Source organism: Carnobacterium sp. 1290_CSPC, from assembly GCF_001053265.1.
In the GTDB taxonomy this organism is placed as follows: domain Bacteria; phylum Bacillota; class Bacilli; order Lactobacillales; family Aerococcaceae; genus Aerococcus; species Aerococcus urinaeequi.
Window position 1 is genome coordinate 1 of record NZ_JVVG01000072.1, and the last position, 25,370, is coordinate 25,370.

Here is a 25,370-nt window from a genome sequence, read left to right on the forward strand (position 1 = left end):
CAAAAATAGTGCCGATGAGACTCAATTGAATCTCACCAACACTATTTATTATAGAACCGAAAAAAGCAGTAGCGCGATTGAAGTCGCGCTACTGCTTTTTAAGTTCGGTTATTTCAATGTTGGGATAATGTCGTTTTTCAAGTATTCACGGAAACCGTCTGCTGTTTCTTCGTGACGTAAGGCGAATTGAATGCTGGCTTTTAGTAAACCTAATGGTTCCCCCACTTCATACCATTCACCTTGATAGTCATAGGCTTTTAACTTGTCGCCTTTAGCTAAGTGGTTGATGGCATCTGTTAGTTCTACTTCACCTGAGAAAGAATTTTCTGGAATGGCTTCAATGGCATCGAAAATCTCTGGTGGTAGAATGTAACGACCAATCGCCGCTAATTTTTCTTCGGTTTCATTTTGTGGTTTTTCTTCAAATTTATCGATATTGTAGATACCCGCTTCGCCGTCACCAGATGTCGTCATAATCCCGTAAGAAGAAGTTTCTTTGGCTGGTACACTAGCCCCAGCAATTAATAAGGCATCATCCGCTAAATTAGTTTGGTAGCAATCCATCATTTGTTTTGATAATGGTTTTTCACCTGGCGCATTCACCACGATGTCGTCTCCTAATAGTAATAAGAAGGGTTCATCACCAACAAATGATTTCGCTTGGAAAATAGCGTCCCCTAATCCTTTTGGATAGTGCTGACGTTTGAATTGAATATTCAATAATGACGTGTCTTCAACCATCTTCAACAACTTATCTTTGTGTTTTTGCTTCAAGTTGTCTTCTAAATCAAAGTTTGCATCAAAATGGTCTTCTACTGAACGTTTGTTACGTCCGGTAATAATTAAAATCTCTTCAATACCACTTTCAATTGCCTCTTCAACAATAAACTGAATGGATGGTTTATCTAAGATTGGAATAATCTCTTTTGCCATCGCTTTAGTCGCTGGTAAGAAACGCGTTCCTAAACCACCAGCTGGAATTACTGCTTTTTTAATCTGTTGTTTAGCCATAATAGCCTCCTTGATTATACTATCTTTATCTTAGCATAATTTACTTTCAACTAGGAAGGTAAACGGTCATTTTCCAAAAAATTTATAATCCAAGCAATCATTTAAACAGATTGATTCGGTCAATAATAAAGTAAATAATAACCGACAAGATAATCGAACCGACTAAAATAATGGAAAAACCGTGGACATTATCTTCAAGTGGTAAAGCTACGTTCATCCCCCAAAGACCTGCTGTAATCGTCGGCACGGTCATAATAATGGTAATAACCGTTAGCCGTTTCATGACATCGTTCAAGTTATTTGAAATGACATTCGACAGCATATCGTTCAGTTTATTAATGAGCGCCATGTCGTTTTCAATCATGGTTACTGCCTGGTTCATCTCGATTTGTACCCTATTGAGGACTCGTTCCTGGTAGCGGGTGTCGTTTTCCAATTGGTTAAAGTATTGGTTAATCCGGCTCAAAGTCTTGGCATTATTATGGACCGCGGTGGATAAGTATACCAGCCCCTTATTGACGTTAATTAAGGCATAAGACACGTTGTTTTTAGTAGAATGACGGGCTTCCTCCTCAGCTTGCTTAATCAAGCCATGCATAATGGTGACCGCATCGATATGGGCCTGAGCCACCTCATAAAACATGTACATGACAAATGCGTAGGCAGAGGTCATCGGAAAGTCAGAAGGAAAATTTAACCGCTGAATATCCAACATAAAAGGCATGTTGGTATGGTTCATAAAAGTCATCACCAAATCCTTGCCCATAACAATCACTAGCGGGGCTGTATGATAGGTATTCTCGCTAATTACCTCATGACCATAGGGATACTGGATAATGATATAGGTAAATAGGTCGCCGGCATCATTTCGGTAATACTCAATCCAAGACGTTTCAAACTGGTCATAGACATACTCCCCGAAATGGACTGGCAAGTGGTAGTCTTCAAGCACCTGCCGGACTTCCCCCTTATCCGGATTTTCATAATGCAACCAGGTTAGTTGCTTGATTTCATTGGCCAAGCCATCTTGAAACTGGTTCTCTTGGTCAAATTGAATCACTTTTTGGTAAACCATCTAATCCTCCTCTCAAGGCTGATAAAAATCTTTCTCTTCGCAAAAAGGCCAGCACAAAGCCGACCTTTCAATTCTTTTATTCTAGTGGATAGTTGATTGGCTCTCTGCCAATAGGTCTTCATACGCGTAAGCAAATTTCATGATATCGCCAGCACCCATAAAGATCATGACTGCATCATCATAGTCTAATAATGGTGATACATTTTCCAACGGTAATACTTGCACAGGTTTTGTTACCTTATTAGCTAGGTCAGAAACAGACACTTGCTTGTTGTCTTTCTCGCGCGCAGAGGCAAAAATTTCGCATAGGTAAACGTCATCTGACAAGTCCAACGCACCCGCAAATTCGTCCATTAAAGCAATGGTACGGCTGAAAGTATGTGGTTGGAAGACAGAAATAATCTTCTTGTTCGGGTATTTTTGACGGGCAGCATTAATCGTCGCTTTGATTTCTGATGGATGGTGAGCATAGTCATCGATTAAAGTCATATCACCAATTTTCTTCTCAGAGAAACGACGTTTAACCCCACCGAAAGTACGTAATTCTTCTGCAACACGGTCTGCTGGGAAGTTTTCGAAGTAGCAGAAACCAATCACAGATAAAGCATTCATCACATTATGTTCACCGAACGTTGGAATGTCAAAATGACCATAGTATTCACCCATTACATGCACATCGAAATGAGAGCCATCAGTAGCTAGATCGACATTTGAAGCCACAATATGGTTGTCGCCACCTTCAAGACCGTAGTACCAAACATCCAAGTCAGATTGGTCAGCAAATTGACGTAAGTAAGCATCGCCACCGTATGCAATGACTTTTTTCTTCACTTGGTGAGCAAAAGTCGTATTCGCTGCAAATACTTGGTCAATGTTTTCATAGTAGTCAGGGTGGTCAAAATCGATATTAGTAAAAATCGCGTAGTCTGGGTGGTAAGCTAAGAAATGTTTACGGTATTCGTCCGCTTCTAACACAAAGTATTCAGCGTCTTCTTGACCAGCACCAGTACCATCACCGATTAGGAAGTTAGTTGGTTGTAAACCACGCATCACGTGTGCCATCAAACCAGTGGTAGATGTTTTCCCGTGAGAACCAGTAATCGCTACACTAGTGTAGTCTTTGATTAATTCACCAAGGAAGAAATGGTAGCGCATCACGTCAAGACCTAATTCTTTCGCACGGACAACTTCAGGATGGTCATCGCCAAAAGCGTTCCCACAAATGATAAACATACCTTCTTGGATGTTGTCAGCGTTAAAAGGTAGTAATTCAATACCAGCTTTCTCTAAACCCCTTTGGGTAAAGAAGTAAGTTTCTTGGTCTGAACCCTGAACCTTATAGCCCATATTATGCAAGATTAAGGCTAAGGCACTCATGCCTGATCCTTTAATCCCTGTGAAGTAATACGTTAATTCTTTATTCATGCTCGTTAAAATCTCCATTTCCTCGATTAGATTGTGCTTGTTTATTCTTTAAATATGGGGTCAATGATGGCTTGTCCTGGCCTGGAAAATAGGAATAATGTCCCGACTTAGCTTGTCTTCCTGGCTGGTTAAAGCTTCCCCCTGGTTCCTCTGCCATAATACTCTGCAGACCACGGTTTAAATGCCCTCGTTTAGGGACAGTGGCCCTTGCAGGCGTGGTTTCAGAAACCGGTGTTGCTTGCCGTTTTTCTTGGAATCCTTTAGGTTCAGAAACCGCCTCTTCAAAATGAAAATGGCTGCGTTTGGATGACCGAGCAGCCTTGGCATCTTGGCGGTTACTGGTCCAATTTGTCGGCAAATCATTCGGTTGAAAAGGTCTGCGGAATTGGTAATCTTGATATTCCTGCAACTCTTGACGTAAACGGTCCAATTTTTGCTGGCGCTTGTCATCCACATTGACCGCTTTAAAAACCTCTTGCACCCCTGAATCTTCAACTGGTTTTGTGGTGTCCCGTTCCTCATTGCTGGCGTATTTAAAATGCCCATATGAAGGTTGGTAGCGGTGATTATGATCTTTTTCGGCTAGATAATAATCCATCTGCTGACGGTCGTCTCCTTGACCCTCTCTTTGATAGGTCTTTTTAGGCGGAATTTGCCGTCCAGAAGATTGGTCCTCCCCCTGGTTATACCAGTTCATGTAATTGGGGAAAGTAATTGGATTGTCATTTTTCTCGTGTAACAAAGAATCATTCTCCTTATGATAAAATGGGACAAATTGTTCAGGCTGATTTGCGGACTTCTCTTCAAATCGCTGCCATTTATCCTTAGAATGTCTCAGTTTGTCATGCTCTCGACTCAACTACTCACCCCCAACACAATACATGTATAGTTTGCCTAATCAGACCGTATAATATCTGCTAAGCTTCAACGAAATGTTCACTGTTAATTTTATCAAATGATGTCCCAACTGGCACGTCATTTTTAATTTCAAGGATACCTTTTCGTACATGTTCAGGGTCGACACCTAATTCAAATGCAGAAGTTAACATACCGTAGCTTGAAACGCCACGCAGTTCACCTTCCCAAATCACTTGACCATTTGGCATTACAGCCCCTGGCAAGGCCGCCACTACAAACATCCCTTCGCGGACATTTGGCGCACCACAAACAATTTGAACAACCTCATCTGGGCCAATTTTGGTTTGCGTAATATGCAAGTGGTCAGAACCTTCTAAATCCTTCACTTCTAAAACTTCAGCCACGACTAAACGCGGATTATCATTGAAAGGAATAGTATCAAAACCTTGTTCATATAAGGATTGGTTGATTAAGTCTAATTGTGTTTGACTTAAATGAACACGCCCCTTTCCTTCAATTTGAATCATTTTAGAAATATTTTGGATATTGTAACCCATTGTTTCTTTCGTTTCATTATTGAAAATACGCGTCACATCTCCAACTGTTGAAGTCGCAATACGATCTCTCGTTAATGTCCCTTTGGAAAACATGATAACGTCACCGACGCCATCTCGATTATATATACTAATCCACATACTCGTTAAAATCCCCTTCATATTTCTTTTTTAAAATAAAATTAAGTAAAACTTACGACATAAACCAATAAAAAAGCCTAGTCATCAACTAGACCGGTAATGTCCTATTAAAACGTATAATATTCTACTCGATTATATACTCCTAGTCATAAAAGTGCAAATAATAATAGACTGTGAAAAATAATCATTTTCCCCGACAGCCAAGCCTTTCCACCATGGCATAAATGGTTCCGCCATTATTTGAAATCACTTCACAAAATCAAATCCGCCATATACGCCAAACAATTATGAATAGGTAAAACTATATTTTGCCAGCCATGATTGTTATAATATGTTCATGATCACTTATCGAAATAGATTCACTTATTCAACCTTCAGACAACAAAGGAGCGATTATATGTCTAATCAATACAACCAACAACCAACAAAACGTGACGACGTCCTACTAGCAGGTTTCCTATTTGGATGCGGACTAGTTATCGGTGGCGTTGTGGGCGCATTAGTAGCCGACCATTCTAAAAAAGTAGACGGCAATGACGTCCTTCAAAAAGCCAAAGCCCTATTCACCGACCCAGGTACCATCGAAGGTTCTTGGATTGAATTACAACCCATTCAAGCAGAACGCTTTGGCCAAAAACAAGAAGTCTTCTACGGCGGAATCTCTCGTACAGAAGACAACGAATTAGTTCAATACGAATTTATGGCAGACCCAAGTACCGGCAACTTTCTAGATTTTTATAAGCTGTAAGAATAATTGAGGGACTATGACAATTGAAGTCACAGTCCCTCATTTTTTCTATTTAAATTTAGCCAACATATAGTTAATTCTAAAGCCACGGGCTGAGAATTTTTCTTCGTACTCTGTTTGGACATTGCCTTCAATATCCGACTCATGCAAGTTCAACGAAATTTCTAAGAAATCCATCCCATACTGTGACATTGAAGTCAGTGAATATTCAAATAATCCTTGGTTATCCGTTTTGAATTGCAGGTAACCTTCTGTTTGTAAGACATGTTTATATTGGTCCAAGAAGGTTTTAAAAGTCAAACGACGTTTCGCATGACGCGCTTTTGGCCATGGATCAGAGAAGTTTAAGAATAACTTGGCCACTTCACCCTCTTCAAAATAAGTAGATAGTTCAAGGGCATTCCCTAAAATAAAGCGTAAATTAGGTAACACTTCACCTTCCAAAGCTTTCTCCATCGCCATCACTAATACTGAATCTTGTAATTCAAGACCAATAAAGTTCACGTCTGGATTACGGCGGGCCATCTCAATAATGAATTGCCCCTTACCAGTTCCCACTTCTAAATGAACAGGATGGTCGTTTTTAAATTCAGATTGCCATTTCCCCTGCATTGTTTCCGGTTCTAAAATGACATATTCTCTATGTTCTGCCATGGCGTCCTTTGCCCACGGTTTATTTCTTACGCGCATAATATCCTCCTAATGATTTGTTTTATAAATGATGTCGTTCCAAGAAAAAAGAGACGTGACATGAAGTTCACATCCCCCTTTTTTTGGCCAATAACGGTCTTATATTGGGCTTCATAAGTCAAGTTCTTCCGACACTTCCCAAAATGCGCCAATTACTCGCAGTAATTGTTCGGCTTTTGAAGGTGTAAGAGCCGACGCCAAGAAAGGAAACTTTGCAATCTAATCTGAAAAGCAGTCCTTTCTGGAGGGTCAAACCCGATTTTGGTCCAACTTATGAGAGAGTTTACGCTTTAGCGTTTACTCTCCTAAATGCGATAGAAGCGTCGAGTTTTAACGACTTTGTTACACCTTCCTTACATTTCCCCTACTTGATGTAAGTAACGGTTGTTGTAGATATGTTTTAATTTTAAGATTTTATGGTTCATGGCAATCATCCGATTTTCTCTGAAGTCTTTTTTGATCATATTCAAGAGATTCAACATCGAATACCATTCAATACGTTGGTAAATATCGTATGTAATGTGTAAGCCATATAAGTCAAACCAGACATCCCAATTTTTAAAATCAACATATTGCACCAACAATTGGCTGATATCTAGAATAGGATCAGCGATTTTCACCATTTCCCAGTCCACTAGATATAACTGATTGTCCTCAGCTCGGATAAAGTTCCGGCGGTTCAAGTCTCCGTGACACACCGTTTTGCGGACCCCATCAACCAAATGAAGAGTGTCCCATAGACAAGTAGTCACCTCGGCTAGTAACTGGTGGTGACGTAATTCTTTTGCCAAATCACTTTCATAATCCTGTAAAAAGCGGTCTGGCTCGTAAACCTCGCCGTCGATTTTAACCAGCATGTTATATAAATTATCCGAATGGTGGTAACGATACATCAATTTGACTACCGGCAATTGAGCCACTTCAAAATGCGACAAAACATTACCAGACACCCAATCTTGGGCTGTCATAATGTCCCCGCTAGACTCACGCTTAGTCCATTTCAACTTGGGCGCAAAACCTTCCATCGACAAGATGGTTAACAAGGGTGAAGAATTACGTTTTAAAAATACACGTTCATCGTTGGCGTCATTATAGCCAACATAGGCTTGACCAGTATCCCCTCCAATGGGTTCGAGAATCCACTCGCGATCAAATTTGTATTCCAAAACCATTCCTCCTCTCTTTTGCCCAAGTAGTGTTAACTTACTGTATAAATGAAAAAAGTGAGCAGCGACTCCCCCTTGAGATGCTTACTCCTTTTTTCTTGAGTACTAGTTATTTTAGTTGGAAAACAGGACTTAGTCAACAGACTTAGCGTATTCTAACCTTTTTTTCTTTCTTGCGGATAAAACGCGGTAAATAGAGATAAAGAAAGAATAAGCCTAGTATAATGGTAGAAAGTAACACTGCACCGGCAAAAATCCAATCGTGGGTAAGCAAACTCGTTACAGCAAATAATACAATTTGCGTACAAATTGGCTGAGCCATCATCTGTTTAAAGCCAGTCACCTGTGAACTTTGATCCATTGGGTAGACCTGCAATAAGACATGTTGGTTGATTTTCTTAGCCATAGGTAAAATTTGGAAATGGCTGAAGTATTGAATCAATAAAATCACCACTAAGTTCAACCAGTGACTATTGGTTACAAAGACCAAATACAAAATCCCTACTAAAGTCATCCGGCCCCAAAGTGGGAAATAATCACTCGCCCGCCAAAAGGCCCGACTGTATAAGTAAGCGTAAGGATTGTCCCCACGGTTGATCCCTTTAATAAAGCCGTCCAAATACTTGCGTCGTTTACTTGAAACGGCATCTTGTGGCATATTTACAAACAAGGCCAGTCCGCGCTTTATTTGTTGCTGACGGTCTTGTTCCACTGCGACAATCTTATCCCAGTGCCAACCCTTTTTCCCATCTGAAAAAGGACGAATCCCGGTAAAATGAATGGCGATTAAATACAGCAGTGCAACGCCTAAACAGAGATATGGTGTCACAAAGGAAGCTAATAATAGCGTGATAAAAACTGCTAGATACAAGATTGCCTTGTGAATTTTAATCACCCGGTCGCTGGTATAATGCCAGCTTTCCAAAATAGTATTTAAGTGGGCGGTCTTAAAGCAAATCAAAATCACGGCCAAGACAATCAATTCAAAAATCGAATAGCCCACCATAGCCATCAGAAGTGGGTAAGAAGCAGCAATCAACAGGATAATCATAGCACTCGGTAACAGTAATGAATAGTTCAAGGCTGACCGGAACCAGTCCGTAAATTTCGACTCCATAGGTAAGAGAAAGACCAAGTCTGCTGCCACAATATGTGAAGCCACACCGGTAATAAATACCCCAACCGTCATCAGAACCGCCCAAATTACGTGGACCCAAACCCCGACCAATCCTTGTGACAAGCCTGATAGCCAGTTGGAATACTGGTAAGCCAATGCGCCAAATAGGAAGAAGAGGACGATTACGGCATGGTCATTAAAAATATATTTAGCATTCTTTAGAAATAAATCTTGCCCTTCTTGCCGACGTTTCTGGTAAGTATCAAGCAGACGCATGGTCATCTGCCCCCTTCGCTAAGTGTAAATATAGGTCATCTAAAGTAGCTCCTGGCAGTTGATATTGCACTCGGATTTCATCTAAAGTACCTGCCGCCACTAACTCACCGTCCGCCAAGAATAAGAATCGGTCACAATACTGTTCAGCTGTCGCTAAGACATGAGTGGTCATCAATACCGACGCACCCGCATCACGTTTGGCTTTCAATGTATCGATAAAATCATGGATAGCCAGTGGGTCCAAACCAAGAAACGGTTCATCCACTACATATAAAGACGTCTCCACTAGGAAGGCACAGACAATCATCACCTTTTGCTTCATTCCTTTTGAAAAATGAATCGGCAGCCAATCTAACCGTTTATCTAAACGAAAGGTTTCTAGTAAAGGTTGGGCATTTCTTAGTGCCTCTTCCTTCCCTAAACCGTAGGCCATACCCGTTAATTCAATATGTTCCTTCAAAGTTAAGGCTTCATATAGTACCGGCATTTCAGGAATATAAGTGAAGGATTGACGGTATGCATTGGCATCATCGGTTAACTGATGACCATCAATAGCAATCTCACCCTTCATCGCCCGCATCAGGCCAATAATATGTTTAATGGTAGTCGATTTACCCGCACCGTTTAACCCAATCAGGCCAACAATTTCACCTGATGCAATTTCAAAATTAATATCTTTTAGTACAGGTTGACTAGAATAGCCCCCTGTAAGTCCTTTAACTGTTAATGTCATTTTGTTCATCCTTTTATTGATCTAGATTTAATCTAGCATTTAAGTTTAATGATAAAGAAATCATTTCCAATCTAGCATAGCACTGAAATTGTTCCCTTCCCATCATTTATGTTAAAATTAATATAATTATAGCCTTTAATTTAACACTATTTCCAAGTAAATGCGATGAATTAACACGGCCAAAGTTAACCCAATATTGAAAGCGAGGACTATTCATGGATAATTGTATCTTCTGTAAAATTGCAAACGGTGAAATCCCCACAAACAAAGTCTACGAAGACGAAGTGGTGATAGCCTTCCTAGATATGAGCCAAGTTACAAAAGGCCATACCTTACTGGTACCTAAAAAACACATTCAAGACATTTTCGGCTACTCATCAAATGACGCTGGCGCAGTCTTCAAACGCATCCCATTAGTTGCCAACGCATTAAAAGATGCCTTCTCAGATATGCAAGGTTTAAACATTTTAAACAACAACGGCGAGATGGCCTACCAGTCTGTTTTCCATTCACACGTCCATTTAATCCCTAGATACAACGGGGAAAGTGACGGCTTTGGTTTGAAATGGGAACCAGCCCAAGAAGGCACATACTCTGATGAAGACTTGAAGAACATTACCAACACAATCAACCAACAAATCGAGGGATAATATGAAAAAATTTATTACTGGTATTCTATTTGGCGCCATTGCTGGTGCAGGCTACGCCCTATTAAAAACACCACACTCAGGTACTGAAAATAGAGAACGTTTGAAAAACTATTTAGACGATGTCACTTTTGCAGCCAATGATCTAACTGGCTCAATCGCTCAAGCACAAAATGCAGTTACAGATTTAGCTCAACAAGGCTTATCTTCTGCAAAAGTTGCCCGCGACGAAATCACACTAGCAATTAATGATTTCAACCAATCAGCAGTCCCACAAATTTCAGAAATTCAAAAACAAGTGGCAAAACTACAAAATGACTTATCGGCAGCGGATATCCGTGCTAACGAGAAAAACACTGATTTTTAATGATGTTTTAAATATGAAGATTTCTTGATTAATCTTCTGAATCATTGTGTATAGCATTTTTGGTATGCTATATTAAGACTTGTATTATGAAGATTTGACAGGAGTGAATCGAGAAAATGATGATTAGTAAGAAATTCAAACTTACTTCAATTGCCTTATTAAGTACTGTTGCCCTAGCAGCATGCTCAACTGGCTCAAGTGATGGTTCAAGCGCCGTTGCAACTGGTGATGGTGTTGAAGTAACCAACGAAGAACTACAAGCCGAATTAAAATCAACATACGGTAACACCGTATTGCAAGAATTAATTATGGAAGAAGTATTCGTAAACGAAGTCGGCGATGACCGAGCTAAAGAATTAAAAGAAGAAGCAACAACTGAAGTTGAAACGCTAGTCGCTACTTATGGCGGAGAAGACGAATTCAATACTGTATTGGCATCTTCTGGTTTCTCAGACCGTGAAGACTACGAACACCAAGTTTACTACTACAAATTAATGAGTGAATCTGTATCTAAATACATCGAAGTGACTGACGAAGAAATTCAAACAGCCTACGATGATTACACACCTTCATTCACTGTTTCACATATCTTAGTGGATGATGAAAAAACTGCTAATGACTTAATTGCTCAATTAGATGATGGTGCGGACTTTGCTGAATTAGCAACTGAAAACTCAACAGATACAGCATCTGCTGAAAAGGGTGGTTCATTAGGTGAAGTTAATGCTGATTCTGGTTTAGATGAAACATTCTTCGCAGCAGCACAAGAACTAGCTAAAGGCGAGTACACAACTACACCAGTTGAAACTGACTACGGTTACCACATTATCAAGATGGACGAAAAACCTGAAAAAGGTTCCCTAGAAGACGAAACTGAACAACTGAAAGAATCTATTATTGCTGAAAAATTAACTGATTCTACTTTAGTTGCTGGTATCGTTTCTGACATCATGACAGCTCACAACATCGACATTAAAGACGATGACTTGAAGACTGCGCTAGATGACGTGATCATCACTGAAGAAGAACAAGAATCATTAGATGCTGAAGCTGAGTCAGCTGCCGCAGCAAGTGAATCAGCTGCTAGCGAATCTGCAGCATCAAGCGAAGAATCTACTGAATCTTCTAGCAAAGAATCAACTTCAGAAGAATCATCTTCAGAAGAATCTAGCACAGAGGAATCATCAACAGAGTCTTCTTCAACTGAATCTCCTAACGAAGAATCAACTTCAAGCGAAGCATCATCTTCAGCTGAATAAGCTAACAGACATACCTAAATGGAAAGTCCATCCGGTTTCGGATGGGCTTTTTTGATGACTAATTCTTCTATCTATTCATCAGCCTTCGGCAGAACTTTATGTAATGATATTTGCAAACTATTTTGAAGTAGACAACTGTCTGCCATGAAGAATACAACTTGATTATCAGTTGCCATTTTGCCTAAATCAGCTACTTCATCGTCGATATCAATAAGGGACTGATTTTTGTACGTGTTGCGCGTATGTAAACTGCGTCGAATAAGTCTAAACTCATTAATCCTCCATATCACATTTAGGTTTAATTCGCATACTTTTAGCTAGCATAATAAAAAACGGAATACCCCTTAAACGAGGTATCCCGTTGTTACTATTCTGGACAATTATTGCCGTTCACCACTTGGAAATTGTTGTTACAAGTGGCTTTGATTTCTTGATGTGTTTCAAGGTAGTGAGCGATCAATTGGTTTATCTCCAGGTTGACTTCACGGACAATTTTTGATGAATCAAACATGTGATAGTCACCGCCGCCTACAGCCCGATACTGGTTGAGGGTCACTTCGAATTCAGCTTCTAAATCCAATGGCTGGCCGTGGTAGTTTAATTTGGTTACCCGTTGACCAATTGGCTTTGATACATCAATGATGTAGTCAATCCCTTCATACATGTCATAATTATAGGGCTTTGGTTTGGGATATAGCCAATCTTTAGACATGACGATTTCTTGGTCTTCATTCAAAATGAAAAATTCCGCTGATTGCTCGATAGCTGCTTTCAATTCTGCTCCGGTGATTTTAACCACTGCCAAGGTGTTAGGGAATGGGTAATTATTGAGTACGTCACGGACGGTTACTGCGTTTGGAAATCCCTTGGCATCATTATTAAATAAGGCTGCCGCCGAGATTTCTGTTTGCCCGTAATAGTTCTGTACCCGGTGGACAAATTCGACGTATGGATGATCATGGATGCGGGCCATATCCACACTGTCAATCTTCATGTCCCCTTGAATGGTCCCTACCGGTTGGTCCAACCAGTTTTCAATTTCTGCTTGTAGGTCCGCTAATCTTGCGGCGGCTTCTTTTTGAATTGGTGTGTCCACGGTCGAGCTTATTAATTCAGGCACTGCATCTACTAAGGTCCAGTGCTCATCGCCATCGTATTTGTTTAAGTCTAATGTAACTTTACCAAGATGGCGGCCTTTGTCTCCTGGCATGACAACTGCCACACCGTTCACGACGCGGGCAATTTCATTGTGTTGGTGGCCAGTTAATAAGACATCAATCCCTGGCACTTCATGGGTTAAGGCGTAACCCTCATTTTCCCCGGCGCCTTGTTCTACTGGTTCAAGGGTGTCTAGTTCACACTCAAAGCCTCCGTGGTAAGCGACAACGACTACGTCAGCCATACTGCTTAACACGGGCACGTATTCCTTGGCTGTTTCAACAGCTGACCTAAACTGCAGGCCAGTGATATGGGCAGGATGCTCCCAGTTGGGAATGCATTGAGTGGTTAGCCCCAAAACGGCAATCTTAATCCCATTGCGTTCAAATATTTTATAGGGTTGACCGAAAAATGGTTGGTCAGTGTCGTCTAAAATATTAGCGCACAGAATGGGAAATTGTGCGATTTGATATGAATTCAACAGGTATTCTTGCCCGTAATTGAATTCATGGTTTCCCGGCACCGCCATGTCGTAACCCATCCGATTCATATTTTCTACAATGGCTGCCGCTGAATGGCGGTGCTTTTGTAGGTAATGGGTTAGTGGCGATCCTTGAATTATATCTCCTGTAGAAATCAGTAAACTACTTTTATCGGCCAAGCGACCTTTCTCTCGTAAGTAGTTTTCATTGACCTTTAACAGGCCAAATGGCTGGTTTTCTTCTCTAGCCAAGTAACTTGTAGGATAGATATACCCGTGAATATCACTCGTTTGAAAAATTGTCACCTGTTTGATGAGGATCCCCCCCTTAAACTATATAGCTTTTCTTATATTTCGGATATACAACTTGCAACCCTAAATTTGCTATTAGTTTACCATAGTAATCCGGTTTGAATGTATGCCAAGGAATGATATTTTTTGTCCGAATTCGATTGGCGATATAGAGTAAATCCGTCTGGTTAGCGTGACCACTGACCCCAAATGACACGAAGGGGATGTCTATACTTTGTAAATAAGCAATCATTTGGCTATAAGCTAGCATATATTCTCCAATTGGCTCCCCATTTGTATGTAGGTAAATCGCTGGTTTTAAGTCTGCCAAGATTGAAATATTTTCAAAAGCATTTTGTAAAAGATACAATTCTGGGTCTTTTTTCAGTGATCTTAGGCTGATGTAGCCCGGTTTATTTTCCAAACTAGAACCCACATCGTTTGACAAATCGCCGGACAATATCAGAAAATCCACATCCGGGTAAAAGGCCTGGTAGACCTTGGCATAAGCTGGTTCAAGAACCAGCTGTCGACCTACTACCTTTGCTGCTTGATTAAAATAGTGAATACGCTCGACGTTTCGCATATAAGGGTTAAAGACAATTAAATCATTGGCATATTCGGTCAAACCCTTTTTTAAATCGTCCAACAAATCAGCTTCTGAAGTGATCCGGTCTTCTTCCACATCAAAAGAGAATGAGGTCCCTTCAATGAAGACATAATCCGGTTCAAAGTGATTGATAGCCTCTACTAACTGGTCAACCTTTTCAGGATGGTAGCCCGTCAAACGAAAGTCGCCCGTATGGACAAATTTGGCTTCAGGCGTTTGGATAAAAATGCCCGCAATTCCTTTGATATCGTGGTCTGACTCCTGGAAAAAAACTTGAATGTCCCCAATCCTCACTACTTCACCGTAGTCGACCCCATGTAATTTGGCAACTGGCGCCACTTCATCGCCTACCTCAATCAAGGCTTCATATAAGGTGAGCGAATCTTTGGTCAAGTAAACTTCAACCTCAGCTGGCAGGAATTTTAACCCGCCCATATGGTCGATATGGAGATGGGAGATGAAAATCGCTTGCTTCAATTCTTGGTTTTCAACACCTGCTAGCTGGATTGTTTGAAAATCGCTGGTATCAAATAAACCTGGAATTTGTGGCAATTTCCCTTCTACCAAGGTACTTTCTAAGTCTGTTAAATTCTCTAGTGGTTGGTCTTTATTGGCCCCACCGCTTAAGCCAAAATCACAAATGACCCTAGCTTGGTAGGTACTAATTTCCGCGATATTGCCACCGATTGTTTCAATGCCACTCCATATTTGAAATGTTGTCATACCGGTCTCCTTTCTTAAGGTAGAAGAGCCACCGCAAAGAGGGGATGTTTGAAAAATAACACAGTACTCTTCTTATGCATTTAGGCGGATAGGCGCTAAATCACAAATTCGCCATAATATTGGGCTCGAACCTAGTTTTGTCTCTGTATGTTCCCTTGTCTATATGTGCAAAAACCGTTAGGTCTGCACACCTTTTACCACAGTGCAACCATTATTGGTTGTCTGCTAATATTTCTTCTACTTCTGCTTGCAAGTTATCCAACACTTCTTGTGGGTCGGCACCATTTACAGCGATTTCTTCCATTACCGCGACCACTTGGTTGCGGAATTCGCCGTAGCCAACGAAAGTTTCTGATGACGTACCATATGCTAGCTCTTCAGTTGCCGCTTGGTATTGTGGGTTTTCTTCTAGGTAAGTCGCGTAAGTTTCATCTTCTAAAGCTGATTGACGAACTGGTAAGTAACCTGTTTCCATTGACCAGAAGCCTGTATTTTCAGGTTCTAATAGGAAGTTTGTAAAGGCCACAAATCCTGCTTGTTCATCTTCAGAAGCATCAGCGAATAGACCTAAATCGTTCCCTGCAAACAAGGTTAATTCTGTGTCATTTAATGTTGGAATTTCTGCTACCGCCCAGTTGATACCTGATTCAGCAGCCCCTTCTTCAACAAAGCCCATACCTGCTGAAGAACCAATATATAAGGCTGTTGCGCCGTTTGCAAAAGGTGTTGACATGTAGCCATCTTCACCGGCAGTACGTGCATAGCCATTGTCTAAAGCATCTTTGATGATGGTTAAAGCTTCAACTGCCGCTTCATCATTAACAGAAGCAGTACCCGCTTCAGCGTCGATAAAGTCTGATCCGTTTTGGCGGGCCATTGTTTCCCATTCCATTTCAAAGCCGTTTTCAAAGCCCATAGCGTAGGCATCGTCGCCTGCTTCAACCATTAATTCACCAAGGGCAGTCACATCTTCCCAAGTTTCTGGCACCTCAACTCCGTACTCATCTAATAAGTCTTGGTTGTAGTACATGACACGCGTTGATTTTGAGAATGGCATCGCATAACGCTCACCATTATATTGAGTTGATCCCCAGAATCCTTCATAAACATCGTCGATATCTTCTTGAGTAAAATCGTTAGCCGCTAATAAGTCATCTGAAATTGGTAATAATAAGTCATTTGAGGCATATTCCACCACATCAGTCGCTGTTAATTGAGACATGGTTGGTAAATCACCTGAAACTGCTGCTGCCGTCACAGATTGTGCCAAAGTATTGTAGTCACCTTGATTTTGTTCTACTACGGTATATTTGTCTTGCGATTTGTTAAAGTCATTTACTAATCTTGTTAACGCGTCCCCTTGTGGCCCAGTCATAGCGTGCCAGAAAGTTAACTCAACTTTTTCCCCGTCAGCACCTGATGAAGATGTTTCTGATGAAGGCGCGTCGACAGATGTTGAACTTGACCCTGACTCACTTGAGCCAGCGTTGCCACATGCTACTAATAATAAACTTGCAGACAATAATCCCAATCCCGCTTTTAACCATTTCACTTCTAATTTCATTATTTTCTTCTCTCCTTATGATAAAATCCCTTAAGCAATTTTTGATGCTGAACTTAATTCATAACGCTCATAATGACAAGTAACCGTGACTACAATGATCCTTTGACACAACCACCCCCTTTAATGACTTTCATCCCAATAACGTCTATCCCTTTACTCCCGTGTTGGAAATCCCTTTGATGATGTATTTTTGTAAGAACAGGTAAATGATAATCATTGGCAAGACGACAATCGTCGCCGCAGCCATCAAGAGTTCAAAATAAGTCCCGGCTTCCGTTGTAAAGGCTTGTAGCCCAACTGGTAGCGGGCGTAAGTGGGTTTCATTAGTCACCATCAAAGGCCACATGAATGAATTCCAAGACCCAATCATCTTCAAAATAACTACTGTTACAATAGACGACTTAGACATAGGAACTAAAATCTGCCATAAGAAACGCCAGTCGCTAGCCCCATCTACCTTGGCAGCATAATATAATTGCTTTGGTACAGCCTCAAAGTTTTGTTTGAGTAAAAAGACTGAAAATACACTGGCTAAGAATGGGATTATCATGGCCCAGTAGCTATTGATCATGCCCATTTTAGATAAGGTTAAGTAGGTTGGAATCATGAGTAATTCAAAGGGCACCATCATAGTTGAAATCAAAATAGTGAATAAGATATTTTTACCGAAAAATTGCAATTTAGAAAAAGCAAAGGCGGCTAATATCGAGGTAATTACTTCCCCAATTGTTGACGACAGGGTGATGATGACCGAGTTGATAAAGTATTGGTCAAAGGGCGCCATGGTTAGGGCTGTTTCATAATTTGACCACTGCCAGTTTTCTGGTAGCCAGACCGGTGGAATAGCCAAGGTCTCCCCGGTTGTTTTAATGGACGTTGATACCATCCAAAAGAATGGCAGTATCATTGAAAAGGCACCGATTGTGAGCAATACGAAAGTGATGATTTGCCCAGCAGAGAGCTTCCGTTTTTGAATGCGTTGTTTGTGTTCCATAGGGTCACCTCCAGGCTATTGTTGGTTGATGTAACGATTGACGGCCATCTGCATTAAAGTAAAGACTAAGATAATCAAGAAGAGGATGATGCCGGCTGCTGAAGCGAGGGCATATTGACTCTCTTCGTAAAATTTTTGAAAAATATAGTAAACCATGGTCAAAGCTGAGTTGGCTGGCCCCGGACGGCCATTAAACAAGGCGTATACTTCATCAAAAGCCTTAAATGAATTGATGACCCCCATAATGGATACTAAAAACATGGTTGGTGTTAGGAGTGGCAGGGTAATGTTGGTAAATCGTTGCCAAGGGCCTGCCCCATCAATCTTAGCGGCAGCATAATAAGTATCCGAGATATTATTTAGGCCCACCAAGAAAATAACAATGTTAAAACCTAACCCCTTCCAAATGGACATCATAACAAGGGCTAACATGGCGAATTTAGGGTCTTCCATAAAGGCAATGGCCTCTATATTGAAAAATGATAAAAAGTAATTAATCAAGCCATAGTCTGAATGATAAAGCCAGCGCCAGACAATGGATACCGCGACTGTTGACGTGACAAAGGGTAAGAAATAAATCGACCGGAAAAAGCCGGATAAAAATTTAATCTGGTTGAGTAAAACAGCTATCCCTAAAGAGATCATGATAGAAACCGGCACAACACCTAAAACAAAAATGAAGGTATTTCGAATAGCTAACCAAAAATCACTATCTTGGAAAATTTCTTGAAAAGGGCCAAATCCGTATTCAAAGACCTCTTGGGTGAAGAAGTTGTAATCTTGCCACAGACTCATTTCAAACGACCTAAATATGGGCAGGATATTAAAAGTCACAATGACTAAGAGCATAGGTAATAAATATAAGTAAGCCTTTAAAGTTGAACGCCAAGTCGGTTTATCGATCATTGGAGATCACCAACTTTAACAAGTTGAACTGGATCTTGAACGAGGGTTTCAGCACTCGGTCCATCTATTGCGCGAGCTTCAATTGCCTGCCCTGTCGTATCAAAGTACAAGATATTTTCCGGCAAGATATCGAGGTAAATTTGGTCGCCAATTTGTGGTGCTTGATCTTGGTTAGACACTACGAATTGTGACACACCATCCGTTGAATGAATGGTAATGTCTTTTCCAATATGTTCGACCATAGTCACTTGACCAGTGATGATGGCTTGGTCTTTGTTGGCTTCTGGAATTCTGAATAAGTCCTCTGCCCGCACCCCGATAGCTTGGCAAGCTGCCTTATTCTCCGCATTTAAAGGTAATTTGTCCCACAATGTCCGGTAGGCGTCTTTCTCAAGCATATTGACAACTGGGGTTCCGATAAATTCGGCCACAAACCGGTTGTTTGGTTTAGCATATAAGGATACGGGGTCCGAGTATTGTTGGATTTGTCCTGAGTTTAAGACCATGACCTTGTCTGAAATACTCAAAGCTTCCGCTTGGTCATGGGTGACAAAAATAGTGGTAATCCCTGTTTCTAACTGGATACGGCGGATTTCTTGCCGCATTTCAATTCGCAGTCTAGCGTCCAAATTGGACAATGGTTCATCCATCAATAAAATAGACGGCTTCTTAGCCAAGGCGCGGGCTATAGCTACCCGTTGTTGTTGTCCACCTGAAAGCGCTGCTGGTTTCTTGTTGATATGATCTTCAATTTTCACCAATTGAGCTAATTCTAAAGCACGTGCTTTTCGGTCATGCTTAGACATTTTGGCCATCTTCAATGGAAACATGATGTTTTCTAAAACAGTTAAATGTGGATATAAGGCATAGTTTTGAAAGACCATGCCTACCTTACGTTGAACGGCATCTTTACTAGTTACCTCTTCACCATTGAAGAAAATCTTGCCCTCACTTGGGAAAATAAGTCCTGAAATCAACATCAATGTCGTTGATTTACCGCAACCACTTGGCCCTAAAATGGAGATTAGTTGACCTTCTGGAATCTCAAAATTAATTTCATCAAGTACATTGTTTTGTTTATCGTTGTAGCGCATTTGTACATCTTGGAATTTTACTTGCACCCTAGTCACCTCTTTATAGTCCTAACAATTTTTAAACCGCGAATAGATCCATTTCTTTCGCAGTAATACAGAATATCACGCCTACGTTAATTCTCCGTAAAATTTGGATATTGTTTGCGTAAATTCGAAATTTACACGAAATTTATGCAAAAAAAGAAACCAAGTCTGTACCCGATTGCTTGCAGGTAAAACTTGGTTCTCTGGTTAAAATGCTTTATTCAAAAAATGGCAGGTCATCATTTGAATCTTGGAAATCTAGGGTAATTTCCTCGTCTTCTTGGTCTAGAGTTTGACTTTCTTCCGTAGCTACTTGCCCTTTCGGCTTATAGAAGGCCCGGTTGTCCATACCGAAAATGCGGGCTGAAAATTCGCCAGGTTCTGTATGGTCCAAAGCAGTTGTCATCATTTGAATAGAAGCATCTAAGTTGTCTAAATGATGTAGGATTTCAGCTTCTAATAAATGCGGTGACACTGGGCTACCCCATTCTTGTTTACCGTGATGGGCTAATACCATATGTTTCAACAAGACAACGTCTTCGCTGTACTGGTCGAACCCTAATTTATCAACGGCAAGAGTTATCATCTCTTCGACAATTGAGATATGTCCAATAAGATTCCCCTCAACAGTATATTCAGTAGACATCGGATCAGTGAATTCGACTGTTTTGCCGATATCATGAATAATCACACCAGCATACAATAAGTCTTTGTTGATGTTATCGTATTGGCTGACAACGGCTTGGGCTAAGCGAAGCATTGAAATGGTATGAAAGCCTAAACCACCTACATAGGCGTGGTGGTTCTTCTTCGCTGCTGGGTAGGTAAAGAAATCCCATGACACTTCACGTAATAGGTAACGAACGATGGCGTCAATGGTGGTATTTTCAAAACCTTCCACTGCAGCCAATATTTCGTTCACCATTTCCGTTCTGGTCATTGGCCCACGTTCAACATAGTCAGAGGGATCATTGGGTTCCCCGTCAGTGGCTAGGCGAAGACCATTAATACGAACTTGTGGTTTCCCGTTATAAAGTTCTCGTTTACCCGCTAAGGCAACTACTTGGCCAGAAGTATATTGTTCAATATCTTCGTCAGTTGCTCCCCAAAACTTGCCCTCGATTGAGCCAGACCGGTCTTGGAATGTGAATGAGATGTACTTTTTACCGTTACGGTCTTCCCGTACTTCGGCAACTTTAATCAATACAAAGATATCGAAATTTTGGTCTAAAGCCACATCAAAAAGTTGTAAGTTGTCCATGTGTATCCTTTCTATCGCACACGTCTAGAGTACGTGTTGCGCTGGCGCTTCTACAAGGTCTAACAAGGTGTCATCAACCGTGAAGAAAATAATTTGGTGCGATGCCGCAAATTTTTGTAAGAAGCGGTAAATGTTTGACCGGTATTTACGGTCTAAATGTGAGAAGGCTTCATCAATAATGATCGGTAATTCAATGTTACCAAGCTGTGCATCCATAAAGGCGAACCGCATAGCCACGAATAATAAGGCTTTCTCCCCGCGAGACAATTGGTTTACAGACACTTCAGAATCATCCGCTAGACGAACCGTCATCCCCTCTTCACTAAAGGCTAAATTGGTAAAACGGCTATCCGATAAATCAACCAAGAACCGCGATGCGTTTGTTAAAACTCGTTCTTTGACATCTGACGATTCCCCAACTGTGGCCTTTTCAAAGGTCGCAATGGCCAACTTATTGGCTGCCCATTCAACAGACATTTGATAAGCTTCGTCTACTTGTGCTTGATAAGCTTGTAATAAATCTGGTGCCATACCCTCGCTAGCAATCTCTTGGATTTGGCTACGTTTGTCAGCAGTTGACCGAGTTAGGTCCGCAATTTCTGATTCCATGTCCGCAATCTTTTGACGTAAGTCAGTTAATTGTTGGTCGACTGGACGGTCTTGTTGTAAGTAGGTGGCCAAGTTTAAGTCTAAGTGGTTAGCTAAGATATCATGACGGTTTTGTTTTTGTTTCATTTGTTTTTGATGGTCAATAGCTGCTAGTAACTCGTCACCAGACCGGTAATTATATTGGTCAAGGATTCGCTCTTGGTCAGCCTTAATAGCAGATAGTTCTGCCTGTAATTGTTGACGACGGTTGGCGCGACTTTGTTCTTCATATGAAGCATAGTCTTGGTCTGCTTGTTGACGTCTTAAAGCTAAATAGTCATCTTCAAATTGTTGGAAGTAGGCATCTTCGCTGATTTCCCCAACTTCTAGTGAATTGGCATATTCAGCCCATTGTTGTTCGTGTGCTTTACCAAAGTTAGAGATACCAAGAGTCATTTCTAACTGTTGGATTTTGTGGTCTAGATTAAAGATTTCTTCTACATAAGTATCTTCTAACCACACTTGAGAAGAAATATTTGAAGAACCACCTTTTTCCGCTAATAATTTATCTAATTCAGTCACAATATCGGTTGATTCATCAGTTAACTGGGCTAATTGTTCTTCCTGAATTTCTTTGTTGCGGTGGACTTCGTTTAATTCAGATTGAATGTCTTCTAAATCTAAATCATAGGCTTCAAGTTTATCTTCAAATTGTTTTAACTTGGCATTTTGTACCATCATACCAATAATCAAAATAATAATACCTGCGATAGTCGCTGTCACACCAGCACCAAATAGGAAGGTCATTGACGTCACAAAGTAAGCAACGAGTAAGACAATCCCCATTCCTGCAAGGACACTACCAAATAAGCGGATCCAACGGTCATCTTGTCGGCCATTAGCCTCAAGTTCATCCCGTTCATAAGATAACTGAGTGTATTCATTTTCCAAAGAGCTAGCCTTTTCAGATAAGTTTGTCATATCACTTTGGCTATGGTTATAGAAAATGCGTTTGTTTTCTAATTCTTTGTATCGTTGTTGCCAGTAAGATCTTTCATCTGCGGATAATTCATCCGGTAACTCGGCCATTTCTTCAGCACCAAGTAAGGACATTAACCGTTGCTTCTCATAACGACGTTCAATCAATTCTTGACTGAATTCTTCGTTCTGACGCATACGGTCTCTAAAGGCACGGGCTTCAACCACCATTTGTTCACTGACATTTGGATGGTTCAAAATCCAGTCCATACCAGAAGAATTGCCTGCAGCAGTTTGATCATCTGCTGCTAGTTCATCATTTTCGTCCGTTAATTCGGCCAATTGTTGGGTAATGTGTTGGCTTTGATTTTCATGTTGTAACCATTTATTGGCCAATTCAGGTTCAAAGTCCACAAATTCAAATGATTCCAGTTCATCATGCAATTGTAGATATTCGTTCATTGATGTAGACTGTTGGTTGGCTAATTCCAGTTGAATTTCACCACTTGTTGCGTCCTTTAAGCTGGTTTGCAGACGGTTTAAACGACTAGATTCTTGCTCATATGATTGGCGTAAATCAAAGTAAGCTGCTTCCTTATCTTGCGCCTTTGTTAGTCTGCCTTCAGCTGTTTCAATCTCTTGGATCTTTTGGTTTAAGACTGGGTTCTTACCGTTTGGCTTGTAGATTTCTTCAGCCTGTTTAGCCATATGAGGGGTGATATCGGTTAAGACTTGGCGTCCCGACATCCCAATTGACATCAAGCTTTTAGCAAAGTCTTCTTCATCATCCCACACAAAGTCCATTAAATCATCTTCTGAAAAACCGAAGTAGGCAAGGTAATCTGTCTTACTTAAATCATTCCACAAGAAAGAAACATCGTTTGTGACTTGTTTCTCCCCTTCGTTAATTGTGTAAGTCAGTTGTTGTTTGCCATTTGTTTTGGTTCGTTCAATCATGACATCCCCGTATTTAGTATTTGTAAGGTATAAACGGCCTCCGTATTTGATATTATCATTGGTATCATAATTTCTAGCATTTTTACGGCGTGTGTTTGGGAAACCAAACATGACACTTAATAGGAATGACATTAGGGTGGTTTTTCCAGACCCATTCAAACCAGAAAAAATATTTAAATTGGGTGTTAGCTGGAAGGATTGGTCAACCCATTTTCCATACCCAAAAATCTCAAAGCGTTGAATATGCATGGCTAAAATCTCCTTTGTTCCTGGCTATAACTTGCTTGCTCTAAAATGATTTTCTCTTTCGCCTTGGCCAAAATATCTGCCTTGAATTGGTCTGGGTCGATTGCAGAACCAATTAGTCGCTGCCATTGTCCGTTCTTCTCAAGGTCTTCAATGACTTTTTGGTATTGGTCAGTGTCTTCGACAATATTTTCGAAGGCTTGTTTCATGCTCTCGTTGAAGACTGGTGAAGGTGACCATACAGCCTGATCTTTCACCTCAATATCAAGTGAAACCAAGTAGACTTTCTGTTCACGACTGGCATTTTGATTGCGAAGAGACCATTGTAATTGTTCCAATAACTCTTCCGCATAGGTATTCCACCAGTAAAGCGCCTCTTCATTTCCGTCTGTCAGGAAGGTCATGCGAGAAATTACATTGACTGCCTCATCTTTTGCGAACATGATATGTTCATGCAAGGCCGTTTCAATGTTGTTACGTAAGGTATCCAGACTGTTAACTGGACCTAAATCACGAGTTGAATGTTGAAATTGCCATTCAGCTGTTTCAATAAATTCTAATTCAGCTGGGACGCCCTTAGCTAAGTTAACGATTAAGGCGCCTTTAGCCCCGTCTTCCTTGAAGCTAGCCCCTTGAATGTTTCCTGGGTACACCATAGCAGGATTTTCATAGATCACTTGTCCTTTATGAATGTGACCAAGCGCCCAGTAGTCATAGCCGTGACTAGCTAATTGACTTGGGTTAAAAGGTGCATACCGCTTTTGCCCATCAGTAGATGAATTGTCTCCGTGTAGCAACCCGATGTGGTAGTCGACTAAGGTGTCACGATTCGGATAGGCCTCTGAACGGTCTTCTGAAATCCATTGCTGATCATAAGAGAAACCTGTGATAGCCACACTTTCCCCAGCTGGTGTTGATAGGTATTTCGTTTCAGGTTCAGCCCCGAAAATATAGACATTCTTAGGTAATTTCAAGCGGTGATCAGCGTCAGCATCGAAGTCGTGGTTACCGTAAATCATGTATACTGGAATATCCGCGTCAGCTAACCGTTGCATCCCGTTGGAAAAGGCAAATTGCGCACGCAAAGTAGCACGCGCCCCATGGTAGATATCACCGGCAATTAAGAAAAAGTCTACTTGTTCATTAATCGCTGTTTGAATTAAGTTGTCGAATGAATTTAAAGTTGCTTCTGATAAAGCATATTGCAAGTAATCGTCTTTGATTGGTAAATTTTTGAAGGTCTGGTCCAAATGCAAATCTGCTGTGTGTATAAATCTCACCATATTGATTACTCCGTTCATAAATTTATTGGCATCTTGCTTAGAAATTGTTAAATTGCCTTATTCTTATTTTAACATACAGACCAGAAACTTGTGAAAGATGACGCCGTCTTAAAGGATTTTAAAGAATCTAAAACTTGGCAAAATA

Annotated in this window: 22 protein-coding genes; 4 read left to right on the plus strand and 18 right to left on the minus strand. The window is 40.8% G+C overall.

Going from position 1 to position 25,370, the window contains the following annotated elements; all coding sequences use genetic code 11:
* Positions 1 to 108: 108 nt before the first annotated feature.
* The 5 genes from AC973_RS06550 to ytpR all read right to left on the minus strand — a co-directional run bounded on the left by AC973_RS06550 (position 109) and on the right by ytpR (position 5,064).
* The gene (locus AC973_RS06550) at positions 109 to 1,011 is read right to left on the minus strand and encodes a UTP--glucose-1-phosphate uridylyltransferase (protein ID WP_048728936.1); all 903 of its coding nucleotides are present in this window, start codon (positions 1,009 to 1,011) and stop codon (positions 109 to 111) included.
* A 97-nt stretch (positions 1,012 to 1,108) separates the two neighbouring features.
* On the minus strand, positions 1,109 to 2,086 hold the full coding sequence (locus AC973_RS06555) for a magnesium transporter CorA family protein (RefSeq protein WP_048728939.1): 978 nt from the start codon (positions 2,084 to 2,086) through the stop codon (positions 1,109 to 1,111).
* An 81-nt stretch (positions 2,087 to 2,167) separates the two neighbouring features.
* Positions 2,168 to 3,511 carry a UDP-N-acetylmuramate--L-alanine ligase gene (gene murC, locus AC973_RS06560; RefSeq protein ID WP_048728944.1) on the minus strand — a complete coding sequence of 448 codons (1,344 nt, stop codon included), beginning with the start codon at positions 3,509 to 3,511 and terminating at the stop codon, positions 2,168 to 2,170.
* A complete protein-coding gene (locus tag AC973_RS06565; RefSeq protein ID WP_225968948.1) occupies positions 3,504 to 4,370 on the minus strand; it encodes a hypothetical protein in 867 nt (288 codons plus the stop codon). The genes murC and AC973_RS06565 overlap by 8 nt, the downstream gene beginning before the upstream one ends.
* Positions 4,371 to 4,428: 58 nt before the next feature.
* Positions 4,429 to 5,064, minus strand: a complete 636-nt coding sequence (gene ytpR / locus AC973_RS06570) for a YtpR family tRNA-binding protein (RefSeq protein WP_065419877.1) — start codon at positions 5,062 to 5,064, stop codon at positions 4,429 to 4,431.
* A 397-nt stretch (positions 5,065 to 5,461) separates the two neighbouring features.
* On the opposite strand from ytpR, the gene AC973_RS06575 reads away from it, so the two are divergent.
* Positions 5,462 to 5,812, plus strand: coding sequence for a hypothetical protein (locus tag AC973_RS06575; RefSeq protein WP_016897751.1), 351 nt, complete (start codon positions 5,462 to 5,464; stop codon positions 5,810 to 5,812).
* Positions 5,813 to 5,860: 48 nt separating this feature from the next.
* Here the strand turns inward: AC973_RS06575 and trmB are convergent, their stop codons facing one another.
* The 4 genes from trmB to AC973_RS06595 all read right to left on the minus strand — a co-directional run bounded on the left by trmB (position 5,861) and on the right by AC973_RS06595 (position 9,794).
* Positions 5,861 to 6,502, minus strand: coding sequence for a tRNA (guanosine(46)-N7)-methyltransferase TrmB (trmB, locus tag AC973_RS06580; protein ID WP_026465459.1), 642 nt, complete (start codon positions 6,500 to 6,502; stop codon positions 5,861 to 5,863).
* A gap of 353 nt (positions 6,503 to 6,855) precedes the next feature.
* Positions 6,856 to 7,674 (minus strand): phosphotransferase family protein, encoded by an 819-nt coding sequence (locus AC973_RS06585; protein WP_048728950.1) that lies wholly within the window; start codon positions 7,672 to 7,674, stop codon positions 6,856 to 6,858.
* Between the two features lie 139 nt (positions 7,675 to 7,813).
* Positions 7,814 to 9,067, minus strand: a complete 1,254-nt coding sequence (locus AC973_RS06590) for an ABC transporter permease (protein WP_048728952.1) — start codon at positions 9,065 to 9,067, stop codon at positions 7,814 to 7,816.
* On the minus strand, positions 9,048 to 9,794 hold the full coding sequence (locus AC973_RS06595) for an ABC transporter ATP-binding protein (protein ID WP_048728953.1): 747 nt from the start codon (positions 9,792 to 9,794) through the stop codon (positions 9,048 to 9,050). The genes AC973_RS06590 and AC973_RS06595 overlap by 20 nt, the downstream gene beginning before the upstream one ends.
* A gap of 215 nt (positions 9,795 to 10,009) precedes the next feature.
* Between AC973_RS06595 and AC973_RS06600 the strand changes: the two genes are divergently transcribed.
* From AC973_RS06600 to AC973_RS06610, 3 genes are all read left to right on the plus strand, one after another.
* Positions 10,010 to 10,444, plus strand: coding sequence for an HIT family protein (locus tag AC973_RS06600; protein ID WP_026465462.1), 435 nt, complete (start codon positions 10,010 to 10,012; stop codon positions 10,442 to 10,444).
* 1 nt (position 10,445) lies between these two features.
* The gene (locus tag AC973_RS06605; RefSeq protein WP_016897757.1) at positions 10,446 to 10,808 is read left to right on the plus strand and encodes a YtxH domain-containing protein; all 363 of its coding nucleotides are present in this window, start codon (positions 10,446 to 10,448) and stop codon (positions 10,806 to 10,808) included.
* 116 nt (positions 10,809 to 10,924) lie between these two features.
* Positions 10,925 to 12,067 carry a peptidylprolyl isomerase gene (locus AC973_RS06610; RefSeq protein WP_048728956.1) on the plus strand — a complete coding sequence of 381 codons (1,143 nt, stop codon included), beginning with the start codon at positions 10,925 to 10,927 and terminating at the stop codon, positions 12,065 to 12,067.
* A gap of 367 nt (positions 12,068 to 12,434) precedes the next feature.
* On the opposite strand, the gene AC973_RS06615 is transcribed toward AC973_RS06610, so the two are convergent.
* The 9 genes from AC973_RS06615 to AC973_RS06655 form a co-directional block, all read right to left on the minus strand.
* Entirely contained in the window at positions 12,435 to 14,012 is a 1,578-nt protein-coding gene (locus AC973_RS06615) for a bifunctional metallophosphatase/5'-nucleotidase (protein WP_082148259.1), read from the minus strand.
* A gap of 22 nt (positions 14,013 to 14,034) precedes the next feature.
* The gene (locus AC973_RS09725; RefSeq protein WP_082148260.1) at positions 14,035 to 15,330 is read right to left on the minus strand and encodes an MBL fold metallo-hydrolase; all 1,296 of its coding nucleotides are present in this window, start codon (positions 15,328 to 15,330) and stop codon (positions 14,035 to 14,037) included.
* Between the two features lie 211 nt (positions 15,331 to 15,541).
* On the minus strand, positions 15,542 to 16,894 hold the full coding sequence (locus AC973_RS06625; RefSeq protein ID WP_048728958.1) for an ABC transporter substrate-binding protein: 1,353 nt from the start codon (positions 16,892 to 16,894) through the stop codon (positions 15,542 to 15,544).
* Positions 16,895 to 17,039: 145 nt separating this feature from the next.
* Positions 17,040 to 17,888, minus strand: a complete 849-nt coding sequence (locus AC973_RS06630) for a carbohydrate ABC transporter permease (protein WP_048728959.1) — start codon at positions 17,886 to 17,888, stop codon at positions 17,040 to 17,042.
* A 15-nt stretch (positions 17,889 to 17,903) separates the two neighbouring features.
* Positions 17,904 to 18,794, minus strand: a complete 891-nt coding sequence (locus tag AC973_RS06635; protein ID WP_048728962.1) for a carbohydrate ABC transporter permease — start codon at positions 18,792 to 18,794, stop codon at positions 17,904 to 17,906.
* Positions 18,791 to 19,915 (minus strand): ABC transporter ATP-binding protein, encoded by a 1,125-nt coding sequence (locus AC973_RS06640; RefSeq protein WP_048728965.1) that lies wholly within the window; start codon positions 19,913 to 19,915, stop codon positions 18,791 to 18,793. The genes AC973_RS06635 and AC973_RS06640 overlap by 4 nt, the downstream gene beginning before the upstream one ends.
* Before the next feature lie 214 nt (positions 19,916 to 20,129).
* Positions 20,130 to 21,173, minus strand: coding sequence for a 3'-5' exoribonuclease YhaM family protein (locus tag AC973_RS06645; RefSeq protein ID WP_048728969.1), 1,044 nt, complete (start codon positions 21,171 to 21,173; stop codon positions 20,130 to 20,132).
* A gap of 24 nt (positions 21,174 to 21,197) precedes the next feature.
* Positions 21,198 to 23,945: an ATP-binding protein gene (locus tag AC973_RS06650; protein ID WP_048728970.1), complete on the minus strand. Its 2,748-nt coding sequence runs from the start codon at positions 23,943 to 23,945 to the stop codon at positions 21,198 to 21,200.
* Positions 23,946 to 23,947: 2 nt separating this feature from the next.
* Positions 23,948 to 25,225: a metallophosphoesterase family protein gene (locus AC973_RS06655; RefSeq protein ID WP_225968949.1), complete on the minus strand. Its 1,278-nt coding sequence runs from the start codon at positions 25,223 to 25,225 to the stop codon at positions 23,948 to 23,950.
* Positions 25,226 to 25,370 lie beyond the last annotated feature (145 nt).

Bases quoted from the DNA above. Each gene is read 5' to 3' on its own strand.
- AC973_RS06550 (WP_048728936.1), bottom strand. From the start codon at position 1,011: ATGGCTAAACAACAGATTAAAAAAGCAGTAATTCCAGCTGGTGGTTTA.
- AC973_RS06595 (WP_048728953.1), bottom strand. From the start codon at position 9,794: ATGACATTAACAGTTAAAGGACTTACAGGGGGCTATTCTAGTCAACCT.
- AC973_RS06600 (WP_026465462.1), top strand. From the start codon at position 10,010: ATGGATAATTGTATCTTCTGTAAAATTGCAAACGGTGAAATCCCCACA.
- AC973_RS06610 (WP_048728956.1), top strand. From the start codon at position 10,925: ATGATGATTAGTAAGAAATTCAAACTTACTTCAATTGCCTTATTAAGT.
- AC973_RS06605 (WP_016897757.1), top strand. From the start codon at position 10,446: ATGAAAAAATTTATTACTGGTATTCTATTTGGCGCCATTGCTGGTGCA.
- AC973_RS06590 (WP_048728952.1), bottom strand. From the start codon at position 9,067: ATGACCATGCGTCTGCTTGATACTTACCAGAAACGTCGGCAAGAAGGG.
- AC973_RS06635 (WP_048728962.1), bottom strand. From the start codon at position 18,794: ATGATCGATAAACCGACTTGGCGTTCAACTTTAAAGGCTTACTTATAT.
- AC973_RS06585 (WP_048728950.1), bottom strand. From the start codon at position 7,674: ATGGTTTTGGAATACAAATTTGATCGCGAGTGGATTCTCGAACCCATT.
- AC973_RS06650 (WP_048728970.1), bottom strand. From the start codon at position 23,945: ATGCATATTCAACGCTTTGAGATTTTTGGGTATGGAAAATGGGTTGAC.
- AC973_RS06555 (WP_048728939.1), bottom strand. From the start codon at position 2,086: ATGGTTTACCAAAAAGTGATTCAATTTGACCAAGAGAACCAGTTTCAA.
- trmB (WP_026465459.1), bottom strand. From the start codon at position 6,502: ATGCGCGTAAGAAATAAACCGTGGGCAAAGGACGCCATGGCAGAACAT.
- AC973_RS06625 (WP_048728958.1), bottom strand. From the start codon at position 16,894: ATGAAATTAGAAGTGAAATGGTTAAAAGCGGGATTGGGATTATTGTCT.
- ytpR (WP_065419877.1), bottom strand. From the start codon at position 5,064: ATGTGGATTAGTATATATAATCGAGATGGCGTCGGTGACGTTATCATG.
- AC973_RS09725 (WP_082148260.1), bottom strand. From the start codon at position 15,330: ATGACAACATTTCAAATATGGAGTGGCATTGAAACAATCGGTGGCAAT.
- AC973_RS06575 (WP_016897751.1), top strand. From the start codon at position 5,462: ATGTCTAATCAATACAACCAACAACCAACAAAACGTGACGACGTCCTA.
- AC973_RS06645 (WP_048728969.1), bottom strand. From the start codon at position 21,173: ATGGACAACTTACAACTTTTTGATGTGGCTTTAGACCAAAATTTCGAT.
- AC973_RS06655 (WP_225968949.1), bottom strand. From the start codon at position 25,225: ATGGTGAGATTTATACACACAGCAGATTTGCATTTGGACCAGACCTTC.
- murC (WP_048728944.1), bottom strand. From the start codon at position 3,511: ATGAATAAAGAATTAACGTATTACTTCACAGGGATTAAAGGATCAGGC.
- AC973_RS06630 (WP_048728959.1), bottom strand. From the start codon at position 17,888: ATGGAACACAAACAACGCATTCAAAAACGGAAGCTCTCTGCTGGGCAA.